The 22,564-nt window shown below is 64.3% G+C and carries 28 protein-coding genes; 7 read left to right on the forward strand and 21 right to left on the reverse strand.

What is annotated here, in order from left to right; genetic code table 11:
- Window positions 1-44: 44 nt before the first annotated feature.
- The 3 genes from O7A05_RS13655 to gcvA form a co-directional block, all read right to left on the reverse strand.
- Window positions 45-917 carry a carbohydrate ABC transporter permease gene (locus O7A05_RS13655; RefSeq protein WP_337093618.1) on the reverse strand — a complete coding sequence of 291 codons (873 nt, stop codon included), beginning with the start codon at window positions 915-917 and terminating at the stop codon, window positions 45-47.
- A 143-nt stretch (window positions 918-1,060) separates the two neighbouring features.
- Window positions 1,061-2,371 (reverse strand): ABC transporter substrate-binding protein, encoded by a 1,311-nt coding sequence (locus tag O7A05_RS13660; protein ID WP_224515040.1) that lies wholly within the window; start codon window positions 2,369-2,371, stop codon window positions 1,061-1,063.
- Between the two features lie 173 nt (window positions 2,372-2,544).
- A complete protein-coding gene (gcvA, locus tag O7A05_RS13665) occupies window positions 2,545-3,453 on the reverse strand; it encodes a transcriptional regulator GcvA (protein ID WP_337093619.1) in 909 nt (302 codons plus the stop codon).
- Window positions 3,454-3,515: 62 nt separating this feature from the next.
- Here gcvA and O7A05_RS13670 point away from each other — a divergent pair, with 62 nt between their 5' ends.
- On the forward strand, window positions 3,516-3,749 hold the full coding sequence (locus O7A05_RS13670; protein WP_337093620.1) for a hypothetical protein: 234 nt from the start codon (window positions 3,516-3,518) through the stop codon (window positions 3,747-3,749).
- Window positions 3,750-3,769: 20 nt separating this feature from the next.
- Here the strand turns inward: O7A05_RS13670 and O7A05_RS13675 are convergent, their stop codons facing one another.
- Window positions 3,770-4,726 (reverse strand): sugar-binding transcriptional regulator, encoded by a 957-nt coding sequence (locus O7A05_RS13675; protein ID WP_224515038.1) that lies wholly within the window; start codon window positions 4,724-4,726, stop codon window positions 3,770-3,772.
- A 206-nt stretch (window positions 4,727-4,932) separates the two neighbouring features.
- On the opposite strand from O7A05_RS13675, the gene O7A05_RS13680 reads away from it, so the two are divergent.
- Complete coding sequence (locus O7A05_RS13680) at window positions 4,933-5,565, forward strand: HAD family hydrolase (RefSeq protein ID WP_337093621.1); 633 nt, start codon at window positions 4,933-4,935, stop codon at window positions 5,563-5,565.
- 69 nt (window positions 5,566-5,634) lie between these two features.
- On the opposite strand, the gene O7A05_RS13685 is transcribed toward O7A05_RS13680, so the two are convergent.
- From O7A05_RS13685 to ureC, 8 genes are all read right to left on the reverse strand, one after another.
- Window positions 5,635-6,402: a class II aldolase and adducin N-terminal domain-containing protein gene (locus O7A05_RS13685; protein WP_337093622.1), complete on the reverse strand. Its 768-nt coding sequence runs from the start codon at window positions 6,400-6,402 to the stop codon at window positions 5,635-5,637.
- A gap of 82 nt (window positions 6,403-6,484) precedes the next feature.
- On the reverse strand, window positions 6,485-7,117 hold the full coding sequence (ureG, locus tag O7A05_RS13690) for an urease accessory protein UreG (protein WP_337093623.1): 633 nt from the start codon (window positions 7,115-7,117) through the stop codon (window positions 6,485-6,487).
- The gene (locus tag O7A05_RS13695) at window positions 7,114-7,554 is read right to left on the reverse strand and encodes a DUF3995 domain-containing protein (RefSeq protein ID WP_224637988.1); all 441 of its coding nucleotides are present in this window, start codon (window positions 7,552-7,554) and stop codon (window positions 7,114-7,116) included. The genes ureG and O7A05_RS13695 overlap by 4 nt, the downstream gene beginning before the upstream one ends.
- Window positions 7,551-8,288: an urease accessory protein UreF gene (locus tag O7A05_RS13700; RefSeq protein ID WP_415927004.1), complete on the reverse strand. Its 738-nt coding sequence runs from the start codon at window positions 8,286-8,288 to the stop codon at window positions 7,551-7,553. The genes O7A05_RS13695 and O7A05_RS13700 overlap by 4 nt, the downstream gene beginning before the upstream one ends.
- Window positions 8,215-8,778: an urease accessory protein UreE gene (gene ureE / locus O7A05_RS13705; protein ID WP_337093624.1), complete on the reverse strand. Its 564-nt coding sequence runs from the start codon at window positions 8,776-8,778 to the stop codon at window positions 8,215-8,217. The genes O7A05_RS13700 and ureE overlap by 74 nt, the downstream gene beginning before the upstream one ends.
- On the reverse strand, window positions 8,775-9,380 hold the full coding sequence (locus tag O7A05_RS13710) for a glutathione S-transferase family protein (protein ID WP_337093625.1): 606 nt from the start codon (window positions 9,378-9,380) through the stop codon (window positions 8,775-8,777). The genes ureE and O7A05_RS13710 overlap by 4 nt, the downstream gene beginning before the upstream one ends.
- Window positions 9,381-9,436: 56 nt before the next feature.
- Window positions 9,437-10,030, reverse strand: a complete 594-nt coding sequence (locus O7A05_RS13715) for a hypothetical protein (RefSeq protein ID WP_337093626.1) — start codon at window positions 10,028-10,030, stop codon at window positions 9,437-9,439.
- Between the two features lie 93 nt (window positions 10,031-10,123).
- Window positions 10,124-11,836 (reverse strand): urease subunit alpha, encoded by a 1,713-nt coding sequence (gene ureC, locus O7A05_RS13720; RefSeq protein WP_415927005.1) that lies wholly within the window; start codon window positions 11,834-11,836, stop codon window positions 10,124-10,126.
- Window positions 11,837-12,018: 182 nt separating this feature from the next.
- On the opposite strand from ureC, the gene O7A05_RS13725 reads away from it, so the two are divergent.
- Both O7A05_RS13725 and O7A05_RS13730 read left to right on the forward strand, forming a co-directional pair.
- Window positions 12,019-12,396 (forward strand): hypothetical protein, encoded by a 378-nt coding sequence (locus O7A05_RS13725; RefSeq protein ID WP_337093627.1) that lies wholly within the window; start codon window positions 12,019-12,021, stop codon window positions 12,394-12,396.
- A 117-nt stretch (window positions 12,397-12,513) separates the two neighbouring features.
- Window positions 12,514-12,999: a hypothetical protein gene (locus O7A05_RS13730; RefSeq protein WP_337093628.1), complete on the forward strand. Its 486-nt coding sequence runs from the start codon at window positions 12,514-12,516 to the stop codon at window positions 12,997-12,999.
- 17 nt (window positions 13,000-13,016) lie between these two features.
- On the opposite strand, the gene O7A05_RS13735 is transcribed toward O7A05_RS13730, so the two are convergent.
- From O7A05_RS13735 to O7A05_RS13755, 5 genes are read right to left on the reverse strand one after another with little or no spacing between them, the layout of a single operon-like run.
- On the reverse strand, window positions 13,017-13,322 hold the full coding sequence (locus O7A05_RS13735) for an urease subunit beta (protein ID WP_095799089.1): 306 nt from the start codon (window positions 13,320-13,322) through the stop codon (window positions 13,017-13,019).
- A 7-nt stretch (window positions 13,323-13,329) separates the two neighbouring features.
- A complete protein-coding gene (locus tag O7A05_RS13740) occupies window positions 13,330-13,923 on the reverse strand; it encodes a HupE/UreJ family protein (protein ID WP_337093629.1) in 594 nt (197 codons plus the stop codon).
- A 26-nt stretch (window positions 13,924-13,949) separates the two neighbouring features.
- A complete protein-coding gene (locus O7A05_RS13745) occupies window positions 13,950-14,204 on the reverse strand; it encodes a DUF1272 domain-containing protein (protein WP_224515024.1) in 255 nt (84 codons plus the stop codon).
- An 11-nt stretch (window positions 14,205-14,215) separates the two neighbouring features.
- A complete protein-coding gene (locus O7A05_RS13750; protein WP_337093630.1) occupies window positions 14,216-14,518 on the reverse strand; it encodes an urease subunit gamma in 303 nt (100 codons plus the stop codon).
- A gap of 21 nt (window positions 14,519-14,539) precedes the next feature.
- Entirely contained in the window at window positions 14,540-15,388 is an 849-nt protein-coding gene (locus tag O7A05_RS13755; protein ID WP_415927012.1) for an urease accessory protein UreD, read from the reverse strand.
- A 235-nt stretch (window positions 15,389-15,623) separates the two neighbouring features.
- Between O7A05_RS13755 and O7A05_RS13760 the strand changes: the two genes are divergently transcribed.
- The 3 genes from O7A05_RS13760 to O7A05_RS13770 all read left to right on the forward strand — a co-directional run bounded on the left by O7A05_RS13760 (window position 15,624) and on the right by O7A05_RS13770 (window position 17,933).
- Window positions 15,624-15,878 (forward strand): acyl carrier protein, encoded by a 255-nt coding sequence (locus tag O7A05_RS13760; protein WP_041003067.1) that lies wholly within the window; start codon window positions 15,624-15,626, stop codon window positions 15,876-15,878.
- Between the two features lie 4 nt (window positions 15,879-15,882).
- Window positions 15,883-17,091 (forward strand): beta-ketoacyl-[acyl-carrier-protein] synthase family protein, encoded by a 1,209-nt coding sequence (locus O7A05_RS13765; protein ID WP_337093632.1) that lies wholly within the window; start codon window positions 15,883-15,885, stop codon window positions 17,089-17,091.
- Window positions 17,092-17,228: 137 nt separating this feature from the next.
- Complete coding sequence (locus tag O7A05_RS13770; protein ID WP_337093633.1) at window positions 17,229-17,933, forward strand: glutathione S-transferase family protein; 705 nt, start codon at window positions 17,229-17,231, stop codon at window positions 17,931-17,933.
- A 5-nt stretch (window positions 17,934-17,938) separates the two neighbouring features.
- Here the strand turns inward: O7A05_RS13770 and O7A05_RS13775 are convergent, their stop codons facing one another.
- The 4 genes from O7A05_RS13775 to O7A05_RS13790 form a co-directional block, all read right to left on the reverse strand.
- A complete protein-coding gene (locus tag O7A05_RS13775; RefSeq protein ID WP_337093634.1) occupies window positions 17,939-18,262 on the reverse strand; it encodes a hypothetical protein in 324 nt (107 codons plus the stop codon).
- Between the two features lie 151 nt (window positions 18,263-18,413).
- Window positions 18,414-19,040 carry a nucleoside triphosphate hydrolase gene (locus O7A05_RS13780; RefSeq protein ID WP_337093635.1) on the reverse strand — a complete coding sequence of 209 codons (627 nt, stop codon included), beginning with the start codon at window positions 19,038-19,040 and terminating at the stop codon, window positions 18,414-18,416.
- Window positions 19,041-19,304: 264 nt separating this feature from the next.
- Entirely contained in the window at window positions 19,305-20,411 is a 1,107-nt protein-coding gene (locus tag O7A05_RS13785) for a hypothetical protein (RefSeq protein ID WP_337093636.1), read from the reverse strand.
- Window positions 20,412-20,636: 225 nt separating this feature from the next.
- Entirely contained in the window at window positions 20,637-22,445 is a 1,809-nt protein-coding gene (locus tag O7A05_RS13790; protein ID WP_337093637.1) for a methyl-accepting chemotaxis protein, read from the reverse strand.
- Window positions 22,446-22,564: the final 119 nt, after the last annotated feature.

The raw sequence follows: 22,564 nt of genomic DNA on the forward strand, positions 1-22,564 counted from the left end.
GGGACGGAGTGGGGGTGGTTCAGCGCAAGCGGCATCGTCTCCCCCTACTTGTCCAGGTTCTTGCCGACGGCGCGCATGGCGAAGAAGGCAACGATGTTGGCGAGAATGACGGCGATCACGCCGCCGGCGGACGCCTGGCCGATTTTGAACTCCAGCAGCGCCTTCTGGTAGACGAGGAAGGGCAGGTTCGTGGAGGCATAGCCCGGGCCGCCATTGGTGGTGACCAGGATCTCGGCATAGACCGACAGCAGGAAGATCGTCTGGATCAGGATGACGACGGTGATGGCGCGCGACATATGCGGCAGCGTCAGATAGATGAAGCGGCTGAGGAAGCCGGCGCCGTCCATCTCGGCCGCTTCCTTCTGCTCGCCGTCGAGCGATTGCAGGGAAGTCAGCAGGATCAGCGTGGCGAAGGGCAGCCACTGCCAGGCGACGATGAGGATGATAGCGGTCAGCGGATGCTGGCCGAACCAGTCGATCGGCTCGGCGCCGAAAAAACGCGCTATATCGGCAAAGACGCCGTATTGCGGATGCATGATCATGTTCTTCCAGACCAGCGCTGCCACCGGCGGCATGACGAAGAAGGGCGAGATGACCAGGATGCGCACGATGCCCTGGCCCCAGATCGGCTGGTCGAGCAACAACGCCAAAAGGATGCCCCCGACGACCGTGATGACCAGCACGCTGACGACGATGATCAGCGTGTTGAGGATCGAGGAGAGGAAGGCCGGGTTGGAATAGAACAGCGCGTAGTTAGAGAAGCCGACAACGCCGTTACGGATCGGGTTCAGCGGATTGTATTGCTGGAACGAGAACCACAGCGTGAACAGGAGCGGCACGATCATCCAGACGAACAGCAGGATCACCGATGGCGCCATCATGAAACGGGCAAGCGAACGGGTTTGCTGAGTAGCCATGACGGTCACCCTCCCAAGGTCAGCCGGATTTTCAGAGTCGTGCCAGAATTTTCCCGATTTTGAAGGGTGGCCGCCCGAACTGGGTTTCGGGCGGCCCCTTGCCGGTCATGATGCGCTACCGGCGTTCGGCACCGGGAGGAGCCTTACTTGATATAGCCGCCTTCGGTCATCGCCGCGGTGGCGGCGTCCTGAGCCTGCTTCAGCGCGTCGTCGACGCTCGACTGGCCGGCAAGAGCTGCCGAGAAGAGCTGGCCGACGGTGGTGCCGAGGCCCTGGAATTCAGGAATGGCGACGAACTGCACGCCGACATAGGGCACCGGCTTGACGGTCGGATGCGTCGGATCGGCGGCATTGATGGAGTCCAGCGTCATCTTCGCGAAGGGCGCCGCCTTCTGGTACTCCGGATTGGCGTAGAGCGAGGAGCGCGTTCCAGGAGGAACGTTGGCCCAGCCCTCCTTCGAGGCGACCAGCTCGAGATAGTGCTTCGAGGTCGCCCACGAGACGAACTTCTCGGCGGCATCGGCCTTCTGGGTGCCGGCGGGGATGGCGAGCGACCATGCCCACAGCCAGTTGCCGCGCTTGCCGAGGCCGTTGTCCGGCGCCAGCGCATAGCCGACCTTGTCCGCGACCTTCGAAGCCTTCGGATCTGAGACGAAGGACGCCGCGACGGTGGCGTCGATCCACATGCCGCACTTTCCCTGCTGGAAAAGCGCCAGGTTCTCGTTGAAGCCGTTGGAGGAAGCGCCTTCCGGACCGTCGGCTTTCATAAGGTCGACATAGAACTGCAGCGTGTTCTTCCATTCCGGCTGATCGAACTGCGGCTTCCAGTTCTCGTCGAACCAGCGGGCGCCGAAGGAGTTCGACATGGCGGTGAGGAAGGCCATGTTCTCGCCCCAGCCGGCCTTGCCGCGCAGGCACACGCCGTTCACGCCGTTGGCGCGGTCGGTCATCTTGTCGGCGGCCTGCTTGATGAAGTCCCAGGTCGGCGCGTCGGGCATCTTCAGGCCAGCCTTCTCCATCAGGTCCTTGCGGTACATGACGAAGGAGCTCTCGCCGTAGAAGGGCGCGGCATAGAGCTTGCCGTCGACCGAAAGGCCGCCGGCAATGGCCGGGATGATGTCCTTGACGTCATAGTCGTCGCCGAGCTTGTCGAGCGGCAGGAGCCAGTTCTGCTTCGCCCAGATCGGAACCTCATAGGTGCCGATGGTCATGACGTCGTACTGGCCGCCTTTGGTGGCGATGTCGGTGGTGACGCGCTCGCGCAGCACGTTCTCTTCGAGCGTAACCCAGTTGAGCTGGATGTCCGGGTTCGCCTTGGTGAAGTCGTCCGTCAGCTTCTGCATGCGGACCATGTCGCCATTGTTGACGGTGGCGATGGTGATGGATTCGGCATGCGCGGCGAAAGCGAGGGCGCTGGCCGACAACAGGCCCAGGGTGAGCGTGCGAAGTTTCATCAAATTCCTCCCATAAACCAAGATGAGCATTTGCCTTGATTATGAGCAATTACTCACTTGCTGTGATTTATGTCAAGCCGGAATCTATGCTGCAGCGCAGCAGAAATGACGCAACGTGACCCCCTCCGGCGACGCGGCCGACATGCTGGCACGGGAGGCTAGGGGCAGACGGCCTACGGGCAGGCGATCTCGGCCAAGATCCAGTCGCGGAAGGCGCGGATCTTCGGCACGTTGCGGCGTGCCGTCGGATAGACCAGCCAGTAGGCATGGCCGTCGTCGCCGACGAGGTCGAAGGGCTGGATCAGGCGGCCGTCGGCGATCTCGTTCTTGAACAGAGCCCTGGTCAGGATCGCCACGCCATGGCCGGCCATCGCCGCGTTCGCCTCATAGGCCTGCGCGCCCATGCTGGAGCCCGGCCGCTTGGCGAGATCATGCCCGGTCACACCGGCGGCCTCGAACCACTGCGACCACCAGATGTCGCCCGGGTCGAGGATCGGCAGGCGCAGCAGGTCCGCCGGCTCCTTGACGCCGCCTATGCTCGCCGCGAGCTTGGGGCTCAGCATCGGCGTGAAATCGGCGTCGAGCAGCTTGTGCGCCTCGAGGCCCGGCCATTTGCCGCCGCCGGAGCGGATGGCGAGATCGACATCCTCTCGCGCGAAATCAGTCAGGCGGCTGGACGTGTCGAGCCGCACGGCAAGTGCCGGATGGGCAAGCTGGAACGAGCCCAGGTGCTGCGCCAGCCAGTTCGAAGCGAAAGTCAGCACCGTTGTGACGCAAAGCAGGCCATCGGCGCCGCCGCGCGCCGCCGCATAGGCTTGGCCCAGGATGGAAAAGGCTTCGCTGACCGCGGGCGCCAGGCGTTGGCCGGCCTCGGTCAACTCGATCTGCCGTGGACGGCGCAGGAACAGCGGCGCGCCGATGCGTTCCTCCAGCAGCTTGATCTGGTAGCTCGCAGCCGCCTGGGTCATGCCCAGCTCCTGCGCCGCCTTGGTGAAGGACAGGTGCCGTGCCACCGCTTCGAACACCCGGATCGCCTGCAGCGGCGGCAGCGGCGCAAGCTGCGGAGAGCTCAGATTGGGCATAAGGCCTCCTTATGGGTCATGATCGAGGTTTGATTGGAAGCACGAACCGGCCAGACCGATATTTGGGTTCGACGATCAATCCAGTTCAAGCATTGCGAAGGCTGACGATCATGGTCACGGTTCAGGAAAAACTCGTTTCCACCCCGGCACGGGGCTTGTTTTTCACGCTGGTGCGGGAATTTGCAAGGTTTGCGGGCCGCAGGCGCGGCTATCTCGATGTCCGAGAATTTTCCGAGCATCTGCAGCGGGACATGGGATTTCTCGACGGCAACGACCCGCGAGGCCGTTCGCAATAGCCGGCTTTTTCTATGGGCAGTCAGCCGGCAAGCAGAGCTTCGGCCGTCCGTTCGTCGGTGATGAGGCCGTTGACCAGCCGGCGGTTGACGGCGGCGAGGATGCCAGGCAGCTTTCGCTCGCCCATGGCCAAGGCGATGACCAGGGACTTCTCCCGCGACGGCAGCGCGGCGGAGGACACGCGATCGTTGGTGATGCCCTCGATCATGCGGCCTTCGCGGTCGAAGACCCAGCCGACGATCTCGGCGATGCCGCCGGCCTTCTGCAGCGCCTTCAACTCGCTTTCGGAAATGAAGCCGTCCTCGTAGAGCGGGGCCTTGGGCCCGAGATCGCCGATGCCGACGAAGGTGACGTCGGCTTCCGCGGCCAGCGCCAGGGTCGGCTGGATCATCGGCTGGTTGAGCAGCATCTCGCGCTCTTCCGGCGAGGAGGCGATGACCGGCAGCGGCATAGGGAAGGACCGCGCCTTGACGCGGTCGGCCATGGTGAAGATGACGTTGTAGAAGGCGGCCGAGCCGTCGGGCGAGATGTTGCCGGTCAAGGACACGACCTTGTGCTGCGGACAGTCCATCGGCGGCAACTGCTCGATCGCTGCCTTCAGCGTGCGCCCGGTGCCGATCGCCATGACGATGGGGGCCTCAGAGCGCAGCCGGCGTTCGATCTCGGCCGCGGCAGCTTCCGCGATGCCGATCGTCGTCGAGCTCGAGGTCGGGTCGCTCGGCACCACCTCCACAAGGTCGAGCGCGAAGCGCGACTTCAGCCGCGCGGCAAGGTCCAGGCAATTGGCGATCGGATGATCGACCCGCACCTTGATCAGGCCCTCCGACATGGCGAGCGATACCAGCCGCTGCGCCGTCTGCCTGGAGATGCCGAGCTTGGCGGCGATCTGGTCCTGCGTGTTGCCGGCAACATAATAGAGCCAGCCGGCGCGCGCGGCGTCGTCCAACCTGGTGCTGCCGGTTTCCTGTCGCGAATTCACGTCCGCCTCCCCACCCGCAGAATGCTGAAACGGGCACCATAGCTTACCGCGAATATTTCAGCGCGCAATTGTCTATCGAAAGAGCAATTGCTTAGAGGTCTCATAGGCTGGTGAAGACCAATTGATCGCGCTTCCGACCATTTGACCGCGGGACGGTTTATCTCCGCCGGGAAACCGATTAAGGGGATCGGCGAGAGGAGCCGCGCATGACGCCGAAAGCCGTTTTCTGGGATATGGACGGAACGCTGGTCGATAGCGAGCCGCTGCACGAGGCGGCACTCGCGGCGGCCCTGCGCAGCGTTGGCATCGCCCCGCCGCCCGACCTGCATGAGCGCGTGCTGGGCATCGCGGCATGGCCGGTCTACGAGATGCTGCGCGACGAGTTCGGCCTCGCCCTGCCCTTCGACGACTGGATCGTGCGCAAATACGATCACTATCTGCCGCTGGCCGCAACGCTGAAGCCACGTCCCGGCGCGATCGAAGTGTTCAACGAATTGCGCGCGCTCGGCGTCGAGCAGGCGGTGGTGTCCAACTCCGACCGGCTGATCGTCGACGTCAATCTGACCGCCGTCGGCCTTGTCTATCCCGGTATGCTGACGGTCAGCCGCAATGACGTGATCGACGGCAAACCGCTGCCCGAGCCCTTCCTGCGCGCCGCCTATCTGGCCGGGGTCGAGCCGGCAGACGCATTCGCCGTCGACGACAGCCTCACGGGTGCCATGGCCGGACTGGCGGCCGGCATGAGGACGATTTTCTGGCCGGAAGCGCCGATGGAAGGTCCGGCCGGAGCGATCGTCATCAACAGCGCCGAGGAGTTGCGGGCGCAATTGGGGCTCTGAGCCCCCGCGTCAGCGCTGCCCCTCATCCGCCTGCCGGCACCTTCTCCCCGTGAACGGGGAGAAGGAAGATCAATTCCTATAAACCGGCTCTTCCTCGTCGAGGATCGCTTTCAACTCCGCCAGATGGCGCTCGGCCTGGCCCGGGTAATCGTCCATCTCGCGCGCGGTCTTCTCGGCGATGTCGTCGGAGAGCGTGCGCAGTGGGCGGCCGGTCCACAGCGCCTTGATGTAGGTCTCGGCGGCGCGCTCGAAGTAGAACATGCGGTTGAAGGTGTCGGCGACAGTGTCGCCGATGACCATCACGCCGTGATTGCCCATGACCATCACCTTGACCTTGGGGTCGGTCAGAAGCTGCGAGCAGCGCTCGCCCTCTTCCTCGAAGGCCAGCCCGCCATAATTGGCGTCGACGACATGGCGGTTGAAGAACATGGCCGAGTTCTGGTCGACCGGCGGCAGCGTCGAATCGGCCAGCGAGGCAAGCACGGTGGCGTGGATCGAATGGACATGCATGACGCAGCGCGCATGCGGGACGTTGCGGTGGATGGCGCCATGCAGGCCCCAGGCGGTCGGGTCGGGTGCGTTGGGGCCGGACAGCGTGTCGGGATCGTTGGCGTCGATCAGGAGCAGGTCGCTCGCCTTGATGCGCGAGAAATGCACCTGGTTGGGGTTCATCAGGAACTTCGTGCCGTCCTCGCTGACGGACAGCGAGAAGTGGTTTGCCACCGCCTCATGCATGTTGAGCCGCGCCGTCCAGCGGAAGGCGGCCGCAAGATCGACCCGCTCCTCATAGTAAGGCAGGTTGCTCAGCGGTTCCTTGTGCAGGCGGGCAAGGCTCATCGAAAATCCTCCGCTCGGGTTTGTGTTCCGAGAATGCCGCGCATGGTGGCTGCCAGCAACCGATAAACGCTGGCTCAGCGGGTCAAGCCGCCGGGCGCGCCGACTGCAGGCCGCCCTGCTCGACGATGAAGTCGATCACTTCCTGCAAGCCCTTGCCGCGCGACAGGTCGGTGAAGCCGAACGGCCTTTTGCCGCGCATGCGGCAGGCGTCGCTCTCCATCACGTCGAGGTTGACGTTCACATAGGGTGCCAGATCGCTCTTGTTGATGATCAGGAAATCCGAGCGCGTGATGGCCGGCCCCCCCTTGCGCGGGATCTCCTCGCCCTGGCAGACCGAGATGACGTAGAGGGTCAAGTCGGCAAGGTCCGGCGAGAAGGTGGCGGCGAGGTTGTCGCCGCCGGATTCGATGAAGATGATGTCGAGGTCCGGGAATTTCTTATTCAGCTCGGCAATGGCGCGCAAATTGATCGAGGCATCCTCGCGAATGGCGGTATGCGGGCAGCCGCCGGTCTCGACGCCAACGATACGCTCTTCCGGCAACGCCTGCAGGCGCGCCAGCATCATCGCATCCTCCTTGGTGTAGATGTCATTGGTGACGACGGCGATGGAGAAATCGTCGCGCAGCGCCTTGCAGAGCTTTTCGGTGAGCGTCGTTTTGCCGGAGCCGACCGGGCCGCCGATGCCGATGCGAAGAGGACCGTTTTTCGATGTCATGCCGGAAACTCCGTGATGGCAAGGATTGCGAAGCCTGCCCCGATCAAGAGGCAAAGCGGCGAATAAAGGCTTTGGTCAAGCCGCGCGAAAGGCTGTTCGGGCGCAAGCCGGCGCCACCAGGGCGTGAAGCCGGCAATGCCGCGACCGAGGAAGACGAGGCCGATCATCAACGCCGTGGCAGCCAGGCCTTCCCGTGGAAAGGGCGTGGCGAACACGCCAGCGAGCGCCAGCGGCCAGAGCGTCGCGAGCGCGAGGCAAGCGGCGACAGCAAAACTCGCAAAGGACGACGGCATCTCATCGACGCCGCGGAAGCCGACGACGGCGCGGGCGCAGGATGCCTGGTCGGTGCCCGGCCAGATCCCGCCTATGCCCCAATAGACATGCAGCGTAGTGATCAGGAGCAGGACGAAGGAGAGGATGACGGCAAGCACGATCATGAGCGGAAAAGCCTGGAGTATTGCGTCTCGTGCTGCATCGCCATGATGTCCGACATGAAGGCCGCGCCACCCAGATCATCAAGCGTCGATGCGGCGGCACGCGACGCAGTCGCAAGCGCCAGCGATTCGAAGCCGGCTAACAATGCGACGGCATCGACCTGGCCGGCGACGCCCAACCTGATTGCCGCCTGCACGAGATTGGAGAAGAAAGCCTGCAGGAAGGCGGAAAGCGCATCCGAAAGGCTGATGCCGCTGCTGCCTGCAACGGCACCGACTGCAACGCAATAGGGGCAATCGGCCGGCAAGCGGTGCAGCACCGGAGACGACCAGGCGGACGCCGCCTGGAGAAAAGCCGTGCCCTGCAGCATGGTTTCGAGATGACGCTCCCGCGACCCGGCGAGCGCCTCGGCCAGCGCGGCAACCTCGCTGAGATCGCCGCCGTCCCGTCCGCGGCGCCAGCTTTCGGCGAAGAGCACGGCATCGTTCCAGCCCGAGCCGATCTCGACCAGCGTCTCCAGCCAGCCCGCAAGATCTTCGCGATCCGCGATCAGCCCATCTTGCACGGCGCGTTCGAGGCCGTGGCTGTAAGAGAAGCTGCCGACCGGAAAGGACGGCGACAGCCAGGCCATCAGCCGCAGGAGCGCGACGCTGGAAAGCTCCTCAGTCATGATGGTGGTGGCCGTGGTCGTGGTGATGGTGATCGTCATGATCGTGATTATGGTGGTCGTGATCATGCGAATGGCCGTGATCGCGGCCATGTCCGGAATAGGCGCCGCGCACCGGGCTGAACGGCTGCGAGACCTCGCTCACCGTGGCGCCGAGGCCTTCCAGCATCGCCTTGATGACATGATCGCGCAGGATGAGGATGCGGTCCGTCTCGATCGCCGCGGCAAGGTGACGATTGCCGATGTGCCAGGCGAGTTCGGTGAGATGAACCGCGTCGCGGGCGCGGATGTCGTAAACCTCCTCGGGTGCTGCGACGATTTCGAGTTGGCGGCCGTCTTCCAGCACCAGCCGGTCGCCATTGTTCAGCGCCACCGGTTCGGGCAGGTCGACCAGCACCTTTTCGCCGGCCACGGTCTCGATGGCTCGGCGACGCAGATGCCGCTCGTCATGCGGCAGCACGGCTTTGTCGTACGGTGCGGTCAAAGCCGGATCGCCGGCGGCAAGCACCGCGAGGGCGCGCGAAAACTTGGTGAAATCGGTGTTAATGTTGAGCTTCATTTCATGGCTCCGCCATTGGCTTGCGCCCTTGCACGGGCGGGGCGCTGAAGGACACGGTCGAAATAGGCGTTGACGCGCTCGGAATCGATCGGGAAACGCCCGGCACGCGCCCAGCCGCCGATATCGCCGAGCAGGACATCGACAGCGGAGAACCGGTCGCGCAGCGCAAAGGGCTTGTCGCCAAGCCGGCGATCCAGTGCTTTTATTTCGGATGCGAAATCATAGGCCGCGGCCGGGCCGACATCGACGCGCACGTCCCTGGGCAGCAGGAAGCGGTGGCGCAGCTTGTTCCAGAGCGGCGCTTCCAGCTCGCTCTGGGCAAAATGCATCCAGGAATCCATCTCGGCGCGGCCGGCGAGACCGGGATTGGCGCCCATGCCCTTATCGGCATGCTTATCAGCCAGATAGACGCAGATCGCCGCTGAATCCGTGACCTTGAGCTCGCCGTCGATCAGGATCGGCACCTTGCCGGAGGGGTTGAGCGCATAGGCCTCCGGCGAGCGCAGCTTCACCTCGACGAATTCGTAGGGCTGCCCGAGCTCCTCGAGCATCCAGAGCACCCGGCTGACCCGGGATCCGCGCGATCCGATGGCCTTGTACATGGTTAACCTTGCTTTTCCGAAACCTTAGACCATCGCCCGCATCAGCCCAATGGCGCTCAGACGATGGTGTCGAAGAGCCGCAGGATGAACGATACCTGGTAGACAAGCGCAGCCGCGACGAAAGCGACGTGGAAACGGCGGTCGCGAACCAGGATCGCCACCAGGCAAAGCGCGACGAAGACCGGCGTGCGGATCAGATATTCATTGCCGAAGCGGGCGAAATGCTCCGGACCTTTGAGCAATGTGTCGACCACGTCGAGCAGATAGGTCGCCGCCAGCAGCCCGAAGAACCAGGCGCGGCGCGAGTAAAAATAATCCTCGTAGCTGGTGTAATCGAGCATCGAATCCGGAAACAGCAGCGCACAGAGCAGGAACAGCGTGATGGCGTAGAAGATGATGAAAAGATATTTGCCGAAGGTCCAGTTCTCGATGGCGTAGAGGCCGAACTCCCACCACCAGAAATGCACCAGCATCAACAGCACCGAAGCGACCCAGGCGAGATGCACCGCGTAGAGCCGGTACTGGCCGGGGTGCTGGACGATGCGGGCAGTTCCCGAAAGCAGCCGCGTGACGCCGAGGCCGATCACCATGCCCATGACGATTCGGATATGCGGGAAGATGTCGTGCGGGGAGGCGATTTCGGTGGGCATGCGTAATCACAATGCGGCTGCTGCTTTGCCGCATATTGCGGTCTGCGCGCGCGAGCCGCAACGATATTTGCCCATTCGCCGATCAGCCGCCTGTCAAAACAGGAAATACCGTTGCGCCATCGGCAGCACGGTCGCGGGCTCGCAAGTCAACAACTCGCCGTCGGCCCGCACTTCGTAGGTTTCGGGGTCGACCTCGACATGCGGCGTGGCGTCGTTGAGCACCATGGAATGCTTGCCGATGCCGCCTCGCGTGTTCTCGACCGCGATCATCGCCTTGTCGACACCCAGCCGGCCCTGCAGGCCGGCATCGAAGGCGGCCTTCGAGACGAAGGTCACCGATGAATTGGTCAGCGCCTTGCCATAGGCGCCGAACATCGGCCGGTAGTGCATCGGCTGCGGCGTCGGGATCGAGGCGTTGGGGTCTCCCATCGGAGCCGCGGCGATTGAGCCGCCGACCAGCACCATCTCAGGCTTGACGCCGAAGAAGGCCGGGTTCCACAGCACCAGATCGGCGCGCTTGCCGACGGTGATCGAGCCGATCTCCTTCGACAGGCCGTGCGCGATGGCTGGATTGATCGTGTATTTGGCGATGTAGCGGCGGACGCGGAAATTGTCGTTGTCGCCGGTTTCGTCCGGCAGCGCGCCGCGCTGGCGCTTCATCTTGTCGGCGGTCTGCCAGCAGCGGATCGCCACCTCGCCGACACGGCCCATGGCCTGGCTGTCGGAGGAGATGATCGAGAAGGCCCCGATGTCGTGCAGTATGTCCTCCGCCGCGATCGTCTCCTTGCGGATGCGGCTTTCGGCGAAGGCAATGTCCTCCGGGATCGACGGCGACAGATGATGGCAGACCATCAGCATGTCGAGATGCTCGGCCAAGGTGTTGACCGTGTAGGGCCTGGTCGGATTGGTCGAGGAGGGGATGACGTTGGGCAGACCGCAGACCTTGATGATGTCGGGCGCATGGCCGCCGCCGGCGCCCTCGGTATGGAAGGCATGGATAGTGCGGCCTTTGATGGCCGCCACCGTGTTCTCGACGAAGCCGGATTCGTTCAGCGTATCGGTATGGACCATCACCTGCACGTCGTAGGCGTCGGCGACCGACAGGCAGCAATCGATGGCGGCCGGGGTCGTGCCCCAATCCTCATGCAATTTCAGCGAACAGGCGCCAGCCAGCACCATCTCTTCCAGCGCCGCCGGCTTTGAGGCATTTCCCTTGCCCGACAGGCCGATATTCATCGGGAACGCGTCGAAGGACTGGATCATGCGCGCCATGTGCCAGGGCCCGGGCGTGCAGGTGGTGGCCAGGGTGCCATGCGCGGGGCCCGTGCCGCCGCCCAGCATCGTCGTGACACCGCTCATCAGCGCTTCCTCGATCTGCTGCGGGCAGATGAAATGAATGTGCGCGTCGAAGCCGCCGGCCGTGAGGATCTTGCCTTCGCCGGCGATGATCTCGGTGCCGGGGCCGATGATGATGGTGACTCCAGCTTGCGTGTCCGGATTGCCGGCCTTGCCGATCGCGGCGATGCGGCCATCCTTCAGGCCGATATCGGCCTTAACGATGCCGGTAAGCGCATCGACGACCAGCGCGTTGGTGATGACGGTATCGACAGCACCCTCGGCCCGCGTGACCTGGCTCTGGCCCATGCCGTCGCGGATGACCTTGCCGCCGCCGAATTTCACTTCCTCGCCATAAACGGTGAGGTCTTTCTCAACCTCAATGAAGAGCTCGGTGTCGGCAAGCCGCACCTTGTCGCCGACCGTCGGTCCATACATCTGCGCATAGGCGGCACGGCTTATCCTGGCCATCAGCAATTGCTCCCGAAATTCAGGTCGCCAAAAGTAAGTTTGTTTGAGCGCGGGGCACACATTGTCGCCATCCAATGGTCATGCAATGACCCACCCGGCGACACTTTGAGCGCCCATTTGGGCGTTCCCATCGGGCCGTTGAGGCGGGCGGAATCACTCCCAAGCCGATGGAAGGAATATCCATGCGCAAAGCGATACTTCTCGCCGCGACCGCCACCCTGATGATGGCGGGGGCTGCCAGCGCTCAGCAGCAGCCGACGCCGCAGCCAAGCCCGGCGCCCACCGCACCCGCTGCACCGAAGGCCCAGTCGGCGGCGCCGGCGATCCAGAGCGTCAACGTCGTCGACATCACCGAACTGCCCAAGGACGCGCAGACGCAGGTCAACCAGATCGTGGCGCAGCGCGGCGATGCCGGCCTGCAGACATTGCGCAAGTCGATCGACGCCACGCCCAAGGTGAAATCCGCGCTCGAAGCCAAGGGCATGAGCTCGGCGCAGGTGATCGCCGCCAGCATGCAGCCCAATGGCGCGCTGACGCTGATCACCAAGAAAGCGAGCTGATTGCGCGCCTTGGCGGGCCGCCTTGCGGTCCGCCTGCCGGCTTTTGAAGGGAACCTGCGGCCAGACAGGACCGTTTCGCTGTTTTCGCCCCGCCACGAGTTCAGTCAGGAGCGAGCGATGGCGATTGCCCCGCGTTTTGCAAAATGGAGTCCCGTGGCTGCTGCCACGCTTTTCATGGCCGTGACCCATGCGGCGCCCGCGGCGCAGCCGCTGGACAACGGCCGGCCTGCCGCAGCAATCGTCGATTCCGATGTCCGGCAGGAAGAGGCGCTCTCCACGACGGAGGCCGGAAAGGTCATCACAGCCATCGACCGCACCCGCGAGAATATCGGCGCGGTGCGCAAGATCACCAAGCTCGACATGGTCGACATCGTCTTCCTGACCGACGCGGCGCGCAGCGAAGGGGGGCCACCGCCGGCTATCGAGAACAAGGTGAAGCAGCATCAGGAGGATGTCGCCGAATTGCGCAAGGAGATCGAGGCGAACGCCTTGCTCTTCAACGCGATGGATTCGCGACGCGTGCAGGCCGAGGACGTGCTCGCCGTAGAGTTCGACAATCCGGGGAAAGTCGTCATCTATGCCGCTGCCAAGCCGCCGAAGTGATGTGAGCGCGCCGGACCTCACAACTTGCCCATCACCTTCTGCTGGAAACCGTAGACCTCGCGCTTGCCGCCCAGCGGCACCAGCGTAACGTCGCGCTCCTGTCCTGGCTCGAAGCGCATGGCTGTACCTGCGGCGATATCGAGCCGCATGCCGCGCGCGCGCTCGCGGTCGAATTTCAGGCCCTCATTGGTTTCGAAGAAATGATAGTGGCTGCCGACCTGGATCGGCCGGTCGCCGCTGTTTGCGACCTTGAGCGTCACGGTGGGCAGGCCCTTGTTCAGCTCGATGTCGCCTTTGGCCGTGATGACTTCGCCGGGGATCATCTCACCCTCACAACACACCGAAGGCAAGGCCGACGCCAATTGCCGCGCAAGCTGCGCCGGCAGCACGCGCCACGCCGCGGAAGCGCGAGCCCAGGCCGAGACCGGCCGCGATGCCGACGCCGTGGAGCAGCGCCGTGGCCATCGCGAAGCCGGCCATATATTCAAAACCACCGGCATTTTCCGGCACTTCGGTGCCATGGGCATGGCCGTGGAACAGCGCGAACAGGCCGATGATGGCGATCCCGGTCGAGACCGGCAGGTCGATCGCCACTGCCAACAGCAGGCCAAGCGTCACGACGGAGGCGAGGATAGCCGGCTCAACGAAAGGCACCGGCACATGCAGCATGCCGAGCGCGCCGCCGGCCAGCATCACGCCGACGAAGGCCAGCGGCCAGGCCCAGACGGCCTTGCCGCCCTTCATCGCCGCCCAAAGGCCGACGGCGATCATCACGCTCATGTGGTCGAGCCCGGACAGCGGATGCGCGAACCCGGCTGCGAAGGAAGAGGTCGTGCCGACGCCGACATGGGCGTAGGCGGGCATGGCGGCCGCCAGCAACAGGACGACGGCGAGCGTGCTGCGTTTCGTCGAAGCGGGGATCATCTTTCTGCCCTTTCCAATTGACCCGGTTAAGCGGCCTTGCGCGGACCGCAGCCTTCGGCCTTGAGCACGCGCCTGGTCGAAGGCGGATATTTCGCCAGCTTGGCCGCCGGCCGGATCGGCCGCGGCGCGAAATTGCCGCCGCAATTTGGGCAGACGCCGCCCAGCACATTATCCACGCAGTCGGCGCAGAAGGTGCATTCGAAGGTGCAGATCAGCGCATCGGTCGCCTCCGGCGGCAGATCCTTGTCGCAGCATTCGCAATTGGGCCTGAGCTCCAGCATCGTCTTCCTCCTCACCGGATCGGTTCGTGCACGGTCACCAGCTTGGTGCCGTCGGGGAACGTTGCCTCGACCTGGACGTCATGGATCATCTCGGCGATGCCCTCCATGACCTGGGCGCGGGTGACGACATGGGCGCCCGCCTCCATCAAATCCGCGACAGGGCGGCCATCGCGCGCCCCTTCGACGACGAAGTCCGTGATCAGGGCGATGGCTTCGGGATGGTTAAGCTTGACGCCGCGCTCCAGGCGCTTGCGCGCCACCATCGCAGCCATGGCGATGAGCAGCTTGTCTTTTTCACGCGGCGTAAGATTCATGCAATATCCCGGTATTTCAGATCAGAGTGACCACAATTTGGGCAGACCCGCCCGCCCATTGAGCAGTTCGACGAGCGGAATCAGCCGCTTGCGGAGCTGGTAGCCGTCGCCGGCACAGAGCCTCGCAAGAAGCTTGCCAGATCGGCGGACGCTCCAGAAGCTGGCGCCGCCCCAGCCGTCGATGCCAGGATCGCCGATGATGGCCCGGACCTTGTCCAGCAGATCTTCCGCTTGCGGCGAAACGAAGAGCACCGTGGCGACGGCAAGCGCGCCGCCGGTCGCCGCCCGCCGCTGGAGCGTTGCCGCGATGTCCGGGCCGAGCCTGAAATCCTCGGCATGGACCAGCGCACCGCCCTGGCGGACCCGCCACCGGTCGTGAAAACTGCCTTGAACCGTCCGCTCGCCCATCGCAAGCCGGCCGAACAGTGTGGCTTCGAGCATCAATGCCTCGGCATCGTCGCCAAGCTCGACATCCAGCGTGCGGACGAAGGCGGCGCGGTTGAAAACGATGGTTTCCTGCGGCAGCCAGGCGATGCGGCCGCCCGAACCGACCCGCAGGCCGACGCTTATCTCGGCCCTGTCGGCGGCGGCACGATAGACCTTCTCGCAGGCCTGGGTGGTGATGGAGGCTGAGGCGCCGGCGCCGACCTCGATCGTCCAGCCGAGGCGGTCGCCGCCGGTCATTCCGCCGGCCGTGTTGATGAGCACCGCCTCGAGCGGATCGCCTTGCACCGCCGGCAGGCGGATCTTGGCCGATCCGTCCTGGTAGAGCCGCTGCAAGCGCGTTCGGCCATCGCTCTTGCCGCAGAAAAGCCTGGCTCGCCCGGCAACACGTTGCGCGGCAGGCAAAGGAGCGGCCGCTGGAGGCAAGGCGGGCCGGGATGTCAGGGGGTTCTCGATCGTGTCCACGATTCCAGGTTAAGCACTCCGGCGGCTTTGTCGATATATCGCTTGTTGCTTGACATCGTTTTGGTTTCTATAGAGGGAAGCCACCCTGGAGCGGTCGCGCGGTGTCTGGCGAGGTAAGGGCAACGGCGTTTGTTGGGTCCGGGGATAAAAAAGGCGCTGATCAGTTGGCGTCGGGAAACGACAGGGAAGGAACCGAATGGCTGACCAACTGACGACCGAGATCATCGAAAAGATCAAAGCGCATGCCGACACCGGCGGCGAGGAAATCACCGCCAGCACCGATCTCGGAACGCTCGGCATCCATTCGCTGGAGTTGACCGAGATCATCTTCGATCTCGAGGAAAAATACGGCATCGAGATCGAAATGAACACGGTCGATGCCTGGAGCAATCTCAAGAACGTCGGCGACATGGTCGAGGCGGTTCGCGAACTGATCGCGAAAAAAGCCTGACTGCATGCAAAAACGCGTCGTCATCACCGGTATTGGCGGGATTTGCGGGCTCGGCAACGATGCGGCGGCGATATGGGACGCCATGCGCGCCGGCCGCTCGGGCATCGGCCCCATCGACAATCCGTCGCTGCATGACCTCAAAGTCAAGACCGGTTGCGAAATCAAGCAATTGCCGGACCATGGCATCGACCGCAAACAAGTGGTGTCGATGGACCGCTTCAGCCTGCTGGCGGTGATCGCGGCGCGGGAAGCGATGCGACAATCGGGCCTGACCGCGCATGCCGACAACACCTACCGGATGGGCGCAGTCGTCGGCGTCGGCGTCGCGGGCTTCGAGACCATCGAGGAGAATTACCGCGCGATCCTGCTCGAAGGGCGCAACCGCGCCGCCATCTTCACCGTGCCGAAAGTGATGCCGGGCGCGGCCGCCGGCCAGGTCAGCATGAATCTCGGGCTGCGCGGTCCTGTTTTCGGCGCCACTTCGGCCTGCTCGTCCGCCAACCATGCGATTTCCTCAGCCGTCGACCAGATCAGGCTCGGCCGCGCCGACGTGATGGTCGCCGGCGGCACCGAAGCGCCGCTGGTGTGGGGCGTGCTGAAGGGCTGGGAGGCGCTCCGGGTGCTTTCGCCCGACACCTGCCGGCCGTTCTCGGCCGACCGTGCCGGCCTTGTGCTCGGCGAAGGCGCCGGCATGGCGGTGCTGGAAAGCTACGATCATGCGATGGCGCGCGGCGCCACGATTCTGGCCGAGATCGCCGGCGTCGGGCTTTCCGCCGATGCCTCCGACATCGTCGCGCCGACCGTCGAGGGACCGGAAGCGGCCATGCGTTTCTGCCTGGCGGATGCCGGGCTCAATCCGGAAGACGTCGATTATCTCAACGCGCACGGCACCGGCACCAAGGCCAATGACCAGATCGAGACAGCGGCGATCAAACGCGTCTTCGGCGACCATGCCCGTTCGCTTTCGGTGTCGTCGACAAAGTCGATGCATGCGCATTGCCTCGGTGCTTCGGGCGGACTGGAGATGATCGCCTGCGTTATGGCGATCCGCGACGGCCTCGTGCCGCCGACCGCCAACTACCGCGAGCCGGACCCGGAATGCGATCTCGACGTAACGCCGAACACGGCGCGCGAGCGCAAGGTGCGCGCCGCGCTCAGCAACAGTTTCGCCTTCGGCGGAACCAATGCGGTGCTGGCCTTCAAGGCGGTCTGACCGGCCGAAGCCTACCGGTTGACTGTGTGTGCACGGCAAGCCGGCTGGCGGCATATTGATCCCGGCTGGCCGGGGTCCTAATTCTCCCTGGCCCGCCATAAGCGCCGCCCCGCGCCAATCCGCATCCGGAGTTTGCGATGACCGACCTGTCCGCCTTTCCGATCGCCAAGCGCTGGCCGGCCAAGCAGCCCGAGCGCCTGCAGCTCTATTCCGCCACGACGCCCAATGGCGTGAAGGTCTCGATCGCGCTGGAGGAGATCGGCCTTGCCTATGAGCCCCATTATGTCGATATCGGCAAGAACGAGAGCTGGACGCCGGAATTCCTGTCGCTCAACCCGAACGGCAAGATACCGGCGATCATCGACCCGGACGGCCCGGGCGGCAAGCCGATCGGCCTGTTCGAGTCCGGCGCCATCCTGCTCTACCTGGCCGACAAGACCGGCAAGCTCATTCCCGCCGATCCGGCGCGCCGCTACGAGGCGATCCAATGGGTGTTCTTCCAGATGGCGGCGATCGGCCCGATCTTCGGGCAGGTCGGCTTCTTCCACAAATTCGCCGGGCGCGAGATTGCCGACAAGCGGCCGCTGGAGCGCTACCGCGACGAATCGCGGCGGCTGATCGGCGTGCTCGAAACGCGCCTGAAGGGGCGCAAGTGGATCATGGACGACGACTACACAATCGCCGATGTCTCGATGCTGGGCTGGGTGCGCAACCTGATCGGCTTCTACGAGGCGCGCGACCTGGTCGGCTTCGACGATTTCCCGACCGTCGCCGAGTGGCTGGAGCGCGGCCTGGCACGACCGGCGGTGAAGCGGGGGCTCACCATTCCAGCGAAGGGCTAGGGCGCTTATTTCGACTTGGCGCTGGTTCCCCTGCCAAGCACAGACGCGGCCAATCTTGCAGTCGCTACCACCGCGCCGGTTGCAACGCTTGCAACCGTGCGGATCGGACCCGGCCTGCTTGCGGCTGGTTTATGGGGCTTCTGCGCCTTGGCCGCGACCTTGTGACCGGCGCCGGGTGTCACTTTCTTCGGCGCTGCCTTACCGAAAGCCGGCTTGGCGTCCTTCGATCGTTCGGCCGCCGCGGGGCCGGCGCCGGCTTGGGCTTGCGTGGTCCTGGCTTGGCTGGCCCTGACCTTCTTGGGCGCGGTTTTTCTGCTGTTCGTTGCCATCTGACGGCTCCTGCATTCTCGGTCGCAGTTTCGGAGGGAAAGCGTTCGCCCGCCTTCCTGGAATTGCTCCGGCGCCGAACAATTCGGGATAGGATCATAACGGCGCGAAAACCTTAAGGTTCCCGCCCAAAACTATTGAAAATTGAGCAGGTTAACCAATAACCAAGGAACCAACGACCATGTCGGCAGGCCGGCGCCGCGCCAGCACCCGCTCGATGTTGGGCATGTCGTTGGAGGCGATCCATGCGCGGGCATCCTCGTCGGACTTGCCATGTTCGCGCCAGCGCTCCATCAGCCGGCGCTCGAGCTCAGCCCGCGGCACGTCGACGAAGATGGTGAAATCGAACAAAGGCGCCAGTCGCGACCAGGGCTCCTCGTCGAGCAGCAGGTAGTTGCCCTCGACCAGGATGAACTTGGTGTCGGTGCCGATGATTTCGGCCGCTGCGCGCGACAGTTCCATGCTGCGGTCGAACACCGGGATGGCGATATCGGGTTCGCCGGAGCGGATGCGCTTCAGCAGCGTCTCGAAGCCGGCAAAATCGAAGGTTTCCGGCGCGCCCTTGCGCGGGCGCAGGCCGCGGCGGTTGAGAATGATGTCGTCATAGTGGAAGCCGTCCATCGGCACGACCTCCGAGCTGCCCTCCGGCAAAAGCTCATGCAATGACGCGGATATTGTCGACTTGCCGGCGCCGGGCGGACCGGCGATGGCGACGACGAAGCGCTTGGCCTTGCCGGCGCGCTTGAAGATGGCGGCTGTGATATGAGCGATCTCGGACATCGGGCTCTTTCCGGTGCTGTTCGGCCGACATTTTGGCGGCACCGAGCGGAAAATTCAAACCTTAGGACGTCGTTTTAGACTGCAAGGTGGCAGTCGCATGCTGCCGGCTCATGCAGAAATCCAAACGCCGGCGGGACAGCACCCCCCTCTGTCCTGCCGGCAGGCCAGAGGGGGTGTGACGGAACTCGGCGTTATAGAGCAACTTAACCGTCTTTCCTTAGAGCTCGCCCTGGAATGGCGAACTCTCAGGCGCTGGCCGACCTCTCAAGCAGGAACCGAGCGGCCGATGCGCAGGAACCCCCCGTCGAACGGCAGTTCCCGCGCTGCCCCGCCGGCAGCGAGGACACGCAGGCGGTCGGGCGCGGTTTCCAGACTCCCCGGCGGTTCGGTGTCCGCGAACGGCACCGCGCCGATGACATGGCGAAAGGAGACCGACCGCCCCTCGGCCAGCGCAAAGGCCGTCGCCACGCCCTCATGCTTCAGCCAGTTGTCGCCGAGCGAAGCGGCATGGCCGATCGCGGTGCGGCCGTCCTCGATGCCGAGCACGCCGAGATGGCGGCCGCTCCAGGGCGCGTAGTCGCGGCCGCCATTCGAGAACCACAGCATGGTGACCGGCAGTTCGGCCGGGTTCTTCAGCACAAGAACCAGATCCCGCTCGGCGCGCCGCGCAATCGCCGTCCAGCCCGGCCTGCCGTGATCCGCCTCCACCAGGGTGATGAAATCCTCGCGCTTGTTTTCGATGCGGTAGTCGGTGAGATCGGTTGTGCCGCCGGCGGCGAGCGGAAACTGCGTGAGATCGCTGGCGCGGGCCGGATAGGCCAGCATGAAGCGGCCGCGCGCCGGATCGGGCTCGAGGGGCGTGGCCGGCGTCACCGCCACGCGCTTCGGCGAGAAGGCCAACCGGCCGCCGCCTTGCATGACCGTCATCGGATGATGGGCGACGGAGATCGCGCCCGAGCCGCCGGAAAAGATGTGCTCCTGGTAGAGGAACGGGTGGCCGTCGCGCAGCGTGAAGACCTTGTCGACCGTGGCGCCCATCACCTTGCGACGCAGCCGGAAGACGGCCCGCCAGCCGCCGGCAATGGCGGCGCTTTCGACGACATCCCATTCGCTGTTGGCCGGCCAGCCATGCAGGGGCGCCGCCTCGACGTCGCTGGCCGAGAAGGGCGCGCAGAGAAAATCGCCTGAGAGCCGCACCGTGCCTTCGGGGAGGGCCTCCGGCAGGCTCTCGCGCGGCGAGCCAACCCACGGCGCGCGATGCAGCGGTTTCAGAACACGGCCATCGGCTTCGATGTCCATGGCGGCGATATGGCCGACGGCAAGATCGAGAGAGACGGAGATGCCCTTTGCGCCAATGGTAACCGTGTCCATGAATGCCTCCCGCGAATCTTTTTCTCGCGGCAGCAAAGCCTGTCCAGCACCGGGTACGCAAGCGTGATGGCAGGCAATTCGCATCAGGCGGCGTAGGAGTCCTAAGCACGAGGAGACCACTTTTCCGACTGTCGGCGCCGCCCCTCATGGTCCTGCCCATCCTTCGCAGCAGCTACGGAGGGTGAACCGGGCATTTCTCCCCGTAAACAGGGAGAAAGAAGCTCACTACTGCCTCTTATATTCCCTGACCGGCGACTTGGTGCCGTCGGTATAGGTCACCTGCACCGCCATCGATTTCACGTCGTCGTTGACCTTGAAGTAAGGCTGGTAGTTGGACGGAATGGCGTAGGGGTCCTTGGCGTCGCAGGGCGGCATCTTGATCTCCTTGTCGAGCGCGGTGCCGTTCAGGCTGTAATGCACCGCCTTGATGGCGCAGCGGAAGGAGAGCATCTGGGTGAAATAGACCAGGCCGCGATTGCCGCCGGCGTCGAAAGCGATCCAAGACGTCCAGAACTGGTCGAGGATCTGCTTGTTGCCTTGCTGAAGCGCCGAATCCGGATCGAAGCGGATGTCGAACGGACCGGTCTCGCGTCCGCGGATGTCTAGATATTTGATGGCGATGATGGCGGCGGCGGTGCTGTCCGGCAATTCGAAGCTCGGATTGGGCATCGGCTTGCCGGAGCGCTGGTCGTTCACGGCCATCAGGCCGGTGTCGGTGAACGGACCGCTATTGCCGAGCCGCCAGGAAATCGCAGTCGCCGGCTCGGGCAGCGAGATCGTCATCGACCAGCCGGCGTTGGAGCGCGTCGGCGTCAACGTTGGCACGAAGCGCGAGGGATCGAGCACGTCGCCCAATGCCGCGAGACGCGTGCGGCTGCGGTCGAGCCAATCGGCCAGTTGCGTCTGGTCGACGAAATATTTGAGCAGGCCGCCATCCTTCTCGTAAGAAGCGAACTTGGTCAGCGCCTGCGCTTCGCTGCGCTTGTCGGCGAGCGTCTGGCTGCCGAGACGATCTTCGGAGAATTCCTGCGCCAGGAGAAAGTAAGCCGGCGCGTAATCCGGGCTGGCGGCGATGAAGGCGTTGAGCTTGTCGAGCCGCTGCGTGTCGTCGAACTGCAAGAGATGGACGAGCTTGATCGAGGGCGCCTTGGCCTTTTCCGCCAGCGTTCCGAACACTTCGCGGGCGCCGGCCTTGCCGTCCTGGACCCTGAGCAGCGTGGCAAAGCGCGTATAGGGGTCGATCGCATCGACATCGAAGCCGGCAAAGGCAAGATAGGAACGGCGGGCGTTGAGCATATCGCCGGCCAGCTCGTAGACGCGGGCATTGTGATAAAACTCGTCCGGGCGCTTCGGATCGGCGATCGTCCCGCCTTGCGCCGCAAGCTGCGCAAAACCCTTGGCGATCGTGTCGATGGAAGCGGCGATCTGCTCGGTCGTCGCCTGCAGCTTTTCCACCTGCGCCTGCTGCTGTTCTTGGCCTGCTGCCAAGCTGTCGGTGGTCTGCTTGACCGCTTCGACCGTTTTCTGCGTCTCGGCGCCTTGCGCGGTCTGCTTGGTCTGCGTCTGCGCTATCTCCTCGGTCGTCTTCGCCACCGTATCGGTGGACTTCTTGACCTCTTCGACCGTCTTCTGCGTCTCTGTGACGGTCTTCTCGATCTTTGCCACTTTCTGCGAGACGATGCCCAGCGACTGCTGCAGCTCGGCGACCGCCGGCACGAGGCTGGCGATCACGCCGTTCTGCGAGTTCGTTTGCTGCTGGATGCCGTAGACGCCGCCGGCGATTGCCGCGGCGCTGGTGGCGAAGATCAGCGCCGGCATGGCTTTTGCCGCCAGCACCAGGCGCAGCACCATGGCGATGGCGATGATCAAGGCCGCGACCGCGGCGCCGAGCGCGATATAAGCGGCAAAGGGTCCGAGCGGGTTGAGCACGTCCCCGACCGCGCCGCTGATAAAGGCGAAGCTCGCCGCCCATTTGCCGGTGCGGCTGAGCGATGCTCGCAAAAGCGAGGTCGTACCCCTGGCGATTTCCGACATTGCCGATTCCCCCCAAACCAAGCCGCACGCATATTAGCGGAAAGGTGGTGGGGAAGGCAAAGCGTGGACATCCTGCAACGCTGGCGATTGGCGAAAGCCTGCGCGACATCCGATCTCCC

The organism is Mesorhizobium argentiipisi (SeqCode) (assembly GCF_037179585.1).
Classification (GTDB): Bacteria; Pseudomonadota; Alphaproteobacteria; order Rhizobiales; family Rhizobiaceae; genus Mesorhizobium; species Mesorhizobium argentiipisi.

Excerpts from the sequence above, each read along its gene's own strand:
- O7A05_RS13710 (WP_337093625.1), bottom strand. The coding sequence starts at position 9,380 with ATGTACAAGGCCATCGGATCGCGCGGATCCCGGGTCAGCCGGGTGCTC.
- O7A05_RS13735 (WP_095799089.1), bottom strand. The coding sequence starts at position 13,322 with ATGATCCCCGGCGAAGTCATCACGGCCAAAGGCGACATCGAGCTGAAC.
- O7A05_RS13715 (WP_337093626.1), bottom strand. The coding sequence starts at position 10,030 with ATGCCCACCGAAATCGCCTCCCCGCACGACATCTTCCCGCATATCCGA.
- O7A05_RS13780 (WP_337093635.1), bottom strand. The coding sequence starts at position 19,040 with ATGTCCGAGATCGCTCATATCACAGCCGCCATCTTCAAGCGCGCCGGC.
- O7A05_RS13745 (WP_224515024.1), bottom strand. The coding sequence starts at position 14,204 with ATGCTGGAGCTCAGGCCCAATTGCGAATGCTGCGACAAGGATCTGCCG.
- ureG (WP_337093623.1), bottom strand. The coding sequence starts at position 7,117 with ATGACATCGAAAAACGGTCCTCTTCGCATCGGCATCGGCGGCCCGGTC.
- O7A05_RS13730 (WP_337093628.1), top strand. The coding sequence starts at position 12,514 with ATGGCGATTGCCCCGCGTTTTGCAAAATGGAGTCCCGTGGCTGCTGCC.
- ureE (WP_337093624.1), bottom strand. The coding sequence starts at position 8,778 with ATGAAGCTCAACATTAACACCGATTTCACCAAGTTTTCGCGCGCCCTC.
- ureC (WP_415927005.1), bottom strand. The coding sequence starts at position 11,836 with ATGGCCAGGATAAGCCGTGCCGCCTATGCGCAGATGTATGGACCGACG.
- O7A05_RS13785 (WP_337093636.1), bottom strand. The coding sequence starts at position 20,411 with ATGGACACGGTTACCATTGGCGCAAAGGGCATCTCCGTCTCTCTCGAT.
- O7A05_RS13775 (WP_337093634.1), bottom strand. The coding sequence starts at position 18,262 with ATGGCAACGAACAGCAGAAAAACCGCGCCCAAGAAGGTCAGGGCCAGC.
- O7A05_RS13770 (WP_337093633.1), top strand. The coding sequence starts at position 17,229 with ATGACCGACCTGTCCGCCTTTCCGATCGCCAAGCGCTGGCCGGCCAAG.
- O7A05_RS13660 (WP_224515040.1), bottom strand. The coding sequence starts at position 2,371 with ATGAAACTTCGCACGCTCACCCTGGGCCTGTTGTCGGCCAGCGCCCTC.
- O7A05_RS13750 (WP_337093630.1), bottom strand. The coding sequence starts at position 14,518 with ATGAATCTTACGCCGCGTGAAAAAGACAAGCTGCTCATCGCCATGGCT.
- O7A05_RS13700 (WP_415927004.1), bottom strand. The coding sequence starts at position 8,288 with ATGATCACGACCACCATAATCACGATCATGACGATCACCATCACCACG.
- O7A05_RS13765 (WP_337093632.1), top strand. The coding sequence starts at position 15,883 with ATGCAAAAACGCGTCGTCATCACCGGTATTGGCGGGATTTGCGGGCTC.
- O7A05_RS13740 (WP_337093629.1), bottom strand. The coding sequence starts at position 13,923 with ATGATCCCCGCTTCGACGAAACGCAGCACGCTCGCCGTCGTCCTGTTG.
- O7A05_RS13790 (WP_337093637.1), bottom strand. The coding sequence starts at position 22,445 with ATGTCGGAAATCGCCAGGGGTACGACCTCGCTTTTGCGAGCATCGCTC.
- O7A05_RS13725 (WP_337093627.1), top strand. The coding sequence starts at position 12,019 with ATGCGCAAAGCGATACTTCTCGCCGCGACCGCCACCCTGATGATGGCG.
- O7A05_RS13695 (WP_224637988.1), bottom strand. The coding sequence starts at position 7,554 with ATGATCGTGCTTGCCGTCATCCTCTCCTTCGTCCTGCTCCTGATCACT.
- O7A05_RS13760 (WP_041003067.1), top strand. The coding sequence starts at position 15,624 with ATGGCTGACCAACTGACGACCGAGATCATCGAAAAGATCAAAGCGCAT.
- O7A05_RS13685 (WP_337093622.1), bottom strand. The coding sequence starts at position 6,402 with ATGAGCCTTGCCCGCCTGCACAAGGAACCGCTGAGCAACCTGCCTTAC.
- O7A05_RS13680 (WP_337093621.1), top strand. The coding sequence starts at position 4,933 with ATGACGCCGAAAGCCGTTTTCTGGGATATGGACGGAACGCTGGTCGAT.
- O7A05_RS13655 (WP_337093618.1), bottom strand. The coding sequence starts at position 917 with ATGGCTACTCAGCAAACCCGTTCGCTTGCCCGTTTCATGATGGCGCCA.
- gcvA (WP_337093619.1), bottom strand. The coding sequence starts at position 3,453 with ATGCCCAATCTGAGCTCTCCGCAGCTTGCGCCGCTGCCGCCGCTGCAG.